The sequence below is a fragment of the Aeromonas molluscorum 848 genome (assembly GCF_000388115.1).
Classification (GTDB): Bacteria; Pseudomonadota; Gammaproteobacteria; order Enterobacterales; family Aeromonadaceae; genus Aeromonas; species Aeromonas molluscorum.
In genome coordinates, this window is sequence record NZ_AQGQ01000232.1 from 1 (window position 1) to 5017 (window position 5017).

At 60.2% G+C, this 5017-nt stretch carries 4 protein-coding genes, 1 pseudogene and 1 other annotated feature; of the genes and pseudogenes, 3 read left to right on the top strand and 2 right to left on the bottom strand.

Annotation, left to right across the window (positions count from 1 at the left end; genetic code table 11):
• Positions 1 to 1651 (bottom strand): annotated as a pseudogene (locus G113_RS19135) (ATP-dependent DNA helicase); the annotation flags it as partial.
• A 60-nt stretch (positions 1652 to 1711) separates the two neighbouring features.
• On the bottom strand, positions 1712 to 1969 hold the full coding sequence (locus G113_RS19140) for a hypothetical protein (RefSeq protein WP_005909907.1): 258 nt from the start codon (positions 1967 to 1969) through the stop codon (positions 1712 to 1714).
• Between the two features lie 184 nt (positions 1970 to 2153).
• Positions 2154 to 2282 (top strand) — a sequence feature (His leader region).
• 24 nt (positions 2283 to 2306) lie between these two features.
• On the opposite strand from G113_RS19140, the gene hisG reads away from it, so the two are divergent.
• From hisG to G113_RS19155, 3 genes are all read left to right on the top strand, one after another.
• Positions 2307 to 3203, top strand: a complete 897-nt coding sequence (gene hisG / locus G113_RS19145) for an ATP phosphoribosyltransferase (protein WP_005909909.1) — start codon at positions 2307 to 2309, stop codon at positions 3201 to 3203.
• A gap of 12 nt (positions 3204 to 3215) precedes the next feature.
• A complete protein-coding gene (gene hisD / locus G113_RS19150; protein ID WP_005909911.1) occupies positions 3216 to 4517 on the top strand; it encodes a histidinol dehydrogenase in 1302 nt (433 codons plus the stop codon).
• Positions 4518 to 4626: 109 nt separating this feature from the next.
• The coding region (locus G113_RS19155; RefSeq protein WP_005909912.1) for an aminotransferase class I/II-fold pyridoxal phosphate-dependent enzyme at positions 4627 to 5017 on the top strand (391 nt) is incomplete at its 3' end.

The window sequence follows — 5017 nt, forward strand, 5'->3', positions numbered from 1 at the left end:
GGGATCATCCGGACTCGCAAACGGCAGCTTGTCGATGATAACACAGGAGAGCGCCGCCCCTCTGACGTCTATCCCCTCCCAGAAGCTGCTGGTCGCCACCAGCACGGCGCGACCATTCTCGACAAAGGTCGAGAGCAGCCGCTGTTTGTTGTCTTCCCCTTGCAGCAAGACGGTACGGCCTATCTCCCCGGCGCAGCACCTCGGCCACCTGGCGCATCACCTGATGGCTGGTGCAGAGGAAAAAACAGCCCCCCGGCGTCTTGTTGATGAGGGGGATGAGCCGCAATGCCAGCTGTTCGCCACGGCCAAACGCATTGGGCTCGGGCAACTGGCGGGGCACGCACAATCGCGCCTGCTCACCATAATCGAAGGGGCTGTCCAGGATAAGCTCATGGCTGCCCGCCAGTCCCAACTCAGCCTTGAAGTGATCAAAGCCCATGTCCACCGTCAAAGTGGCCGAGGTAAAGATCCACGATACCTCGGGGCGCATCACCTCGGCGCCGAATCGCTCGGCCACCGACAAGGGAGTCAGATTGAGGGAGAAATGGAGCCGGGTACACTCATACCAGTAGGAGTAACCCGTCTGGTTTATGGCCAGCACCTCCCCGAGTCGCGTCCTGACCTCACAGAGTCGCTCGAAACAGTGATCGAGCTGCTCACCGCGCCCCAAGGCAAGTTTGAGCACCTCATAGCAGAACTCAAGAGCATCATTTAGCCGGGCCAGGGCCTGGCCCCACTGGGGCTGTCGCAGCAGATCCCGACTGTTGCCCCGCCCGCCATCGACCCCGAAGGCGAGGCGCAGATCCTGACTGGCAATACTGAGCCGATCGGCACTCTTGCCGAGCTGGGCCATGTCATGAGCCTCGGCCCGGTAGGCGAGTTGGATATCCTGAGCCAAGTCCTGGATAGTGCGACTCGATACCGACTTGCCAAAGTAGTTGGTGGCTATCTCGCCGAGCTGGTGGGCTTCGTCAAACACATAGACCTGGGCTTCCGGCACCAACTCGCCAAATCCCGTATCTTTCACCGCCATATCGGCGAAGAAGAGGTGATGATTGATCACCACCACCTGGGCATCCATGGCGCGGCGCCGGGCAATCACCAGATGACAATCCTCGTAATAGGGGCAATCCCGACCGAGGCAGTTGTCATTGGTGCTGGTGATCTGGGGCAAAATCTCGGCGTTCTCCTGCAGGCCGGGAATGTCCCCCACATCGCCGGTGTTTGTCGTACTCGACCAGGATTTGACCCGGACCAAGTCGCTCATCACTTCCGGTTTTTGCAGATGGGATTCGCTCATCAAGCGGTTCATGCGCTCGACACAGAGATAGTTGCTGCGCCCCTTGAGCAGGGCCACGGGCTGGTTGTAATCGAGCGCCCCCGTGATGGTGGGCAAGTCCCGGTAGAAGAGCTGTTCCTGCAGGTTTTTGGAGCCGGTGCTGATGACGACCCGCTTGCCCGATTCCAAGGCTGGCACCAGATAGGCGTAGGTCTTGCCGGTCCCCGTCCCCGCTTCGACCAGCAGACGGTCGTGGCCCTTGATGGTGTTCGCCACCGCCTCAGCCATCTCCAGCTGAGGGGCTCGGGCCAGAAAACCGTCGATATGACGGGCAAGAGGACCGCCTTCTGAGAACAGGGTCTGGATGGTCAAGGAGGGTTTCCCACAAGCAAAGGGGGCGATTATAGCCAAAAGCGGGGGCAAGCCAAACGCTCAGACGAACAAGTCGATCTTGTGGTCAGGATCCGGCTTGTGTCCTCCTTGCTCATCAACCTCGCCCTGACTGGGTGGCGGCGGTGTCTTGGAACGCGGCGACTCCTGAGGCGTGCCCTGGCCCCCATCACGCTCTGTGCCTATCTCGTGAGTCTGGTGCTTGTGGTCGATGGGGTTGACCTCACGGCGAATGGCATCACTGCCCGGTGTGGCCGGAGCCCGCGGCAAGATGGGAAAGAGCAGATCCTGATTAGGCATGGGATGTCCTCCGTTCTGACATTGTCTTATTATCGACCACTGGCGACCATTCCTTACTTTCTTCGCGATATTTACATTCCTTGGTTGCAATTTTCGTCAAGGTCGGTAATGTAATTCCTGCGTCAGTAACGACATCTTATTTGTAAAGGATTGTTTACATGAAGTTCACCTCACTGAAGACTCATCACCACCATCATCATCCCGAATAGTCTTTCAGGAGGTTGGCTGCTGGAAGACACTTAACAGGTGACTTCCAAAAGGACCGCAAGATTCATAAACCCTCGGAAGCACACACTTCCGAGGGTTTTTTCGTTTTTGACTAGAAGGAAATCGAGCAATGGAAACACAACGTCTGCGCATCGCCATGCAAAAATCGGGTCGTCTGAGCCAGGACTCCCAAGCCCTGTTCAAGAGCTGCGGCCTCAAGATCAATCTGCGTGAGCAGCGTCTTATCGCCCACGTAGAGAACATGCCCATCGACATTCTGCGGGTGCGCGATGACGACATTCCGGGTCTGGTGATGGAGGGGGTGGTCGACCTTGGCATCATAGGTGAGAACGTCCTCGAAGAGGTGCAGCTCATCCGTCAGTCCCAAGGGCTGCCTTTCGAGGTCAAGACCCTCAAACAGCTCGATTTCGGGGGCTGCCGTCTCTCCCTGGCGGTCCCGGAAGATGCCAGCTACTCAGGTCCGGAGAGTCTGGCCGGCAAACGCATCGCCACCTCCTATCCTGGCCTGCTCAAGCGCTTCTTCGACGACAAAGGTCTCGCGTTCAAGAGTGTCATGCTGGGTGGTTCGGTGGAAGTGGCTCCCCGCGCTGGCCTCGCCGATGCCATTTGCGATCTGGTCTCCACCGGTGCCACCCTGGAAGCCAATGGCTTGAAAGAGGTGGAAGTCATCTACCGCTCCAAGGCCGTGCTGGTGCAAGCCCCCAATCCCCTGAACGAAGCCAAACAGCAGATCATCGACAAGCTGTTACCACGCATCCAGGGCATGCAGCAGGCGCGTGAGAGCAAGTACATCATGCTGCACGCTCCCAAAGACAAGCTCAATGCCATTACGGATCTGCTGCCTGGCGCAGAGCGCCCCACCATCATGCAGCTGGCCGGGGACACCAACCAGGTCGCCCTACACGTGGTCTCCAGCGAAACCCTGTTCTGGGAAACCATGGAGCAGCTCAAGGCACTGGGTGCCAGCTCCATTCTGGTACTGCCCATCGAAAAAATGATGGAATAAGGGCGGGAACCTATGCAGACCCTCATCTGGAATCAGCTCTCTCCCGCCCAGCAAGCCGAGGCCTTGACCCGCCCGGCCCTGGACAACGAAGCCAATGTAGGTGCCGTGGTAACGGAGATCATCACTGCAGTCAAAACCCGCGGCGATGATGCTCTGCGCGAGCTGAGTCAACGTTTCGAGCGTGCCCCCCGCCAAACATTGCGGGTGAGCGAGGCGGAGATCGATGCCGCCTGTGCCCGTCTGGGCGACGATATCAAGGCTGCCATACTGGCCGCCGCCACAAACATCCGCAGCTTCCATGCCGCGCAGGTGCAACCTCCATTGCGCCTCGAGACCCAACCAGGGGTACTGTGCGAGCTGCGCACTCAACCGATCGGCAGGGTTGGTCTCTATGTCCCGGGGGGGAGCGCCCCCCTTCCCTCCACTGTGATGATGCTGGCCATTCCCGCCGCCATCGCCGGTTGCCGCGAGGTGGTTCTCTGCACGCCTTCCCCGGCCAGCGACGAGATCCTGTTTGCCGCCCGCGCCTGCGGAGTGAAACAGCTGTTCGCCATCGGAGGCGCCCAGGCCATCGCCGCCATGGCCTATGGCACCCAGTCCATCCCCAAGGTGGACAAGATCTTCGGCCCGGGCAACAGCTATGTGACCGAAGCCAAGGGGCAAGTTTCCCGTGACTGGCGCGGTGCAGCCATCGACATGCCAGCCGGCCCCTCCGAGGTGCTGGTCATTGCCGACGACACGGCCAATGCCGCCTTCGTTGCCTCGGATCTGCTCTCCCAAGCCGAACACGGCCCGGACAGCCAGGTCGTGCTGGTGACCACCAGCGCCCCCCTGGCAGAGGCCGTCAAGGGCGAGCTGGCACGTCAGCTCGAACAACTGAGCCGCCGCGACATTGCCACCCAGGCCCTGGCCGCCAGCCTGACTATCCTGTGCGACAATCTGGACCAGGCCTGCGCCATCTCCAATGCCTATGCCCCGGAGCACTTGATAGTGCAGACTCGCAGTCCCCGGGATCTGCTAGGCGGACTCGAGAATGCAGGCTCCATCTTCCTGGGGCAGTGGACCCCGGAATCGGTCGGGGATTACGCCAGTGGCACTAATCACACCTTGCCAACCTACGGTTATGCCCGCACCTGCTCCAGCCTGGGATTGGCCGATTATCAGCGTCGCTTCACGGTACAAGAGCTGAGCGCCGAGGGTATTCAGGGGCTCGGACCCATCGTCCAGTGCATCGCCCAGGCCGAGGGACTGGATGCCCACAAAAATGCAGTGACCCTGAGATTGAATGCACTGCAACAAAAGGAGCGGGCATGAATACCACCGCGCCAAGGGTGCTCGATGCCCCCATCAATAACGCCGTGACCCTCAGGCTCAATGCCCTCGCGGGCGCGTCGCAAGAAATTCTGCAGCACAAGGATCTGTCATGAGTATCGCCAAGCTGGCTCGCCGTGTGGTGCGTGCCCTCACCCCCTATCAGTCGGCCCGCCGCATCGGCGGCAATGGCCACGTCTGGCTCAATGCCAACGAAGCCCCGCGCGCCACTCCCTTTAGTGTGGAGAGCAGCAAATTCAATCGCTACCCCGAGTGCCAGCCAGCCCAGGTTGTCGATGGCTACGCGGCCTATGCCGGGGTCAACGCCGATCAGGTGCTGGTGAGTCGTGGCGCCGATGAGGCCATCGAGCTGCTCATCCGCACCTTCTGCGAGGCCGGGGAAGATCAGATCCTCATCTGTCCGCCCACCTATGGCATGTACGCCATCAGTGCCGAGACCTGTGGGGTCGGCATTGTCGAGCAGCCTCTTACCGCCGATCGTC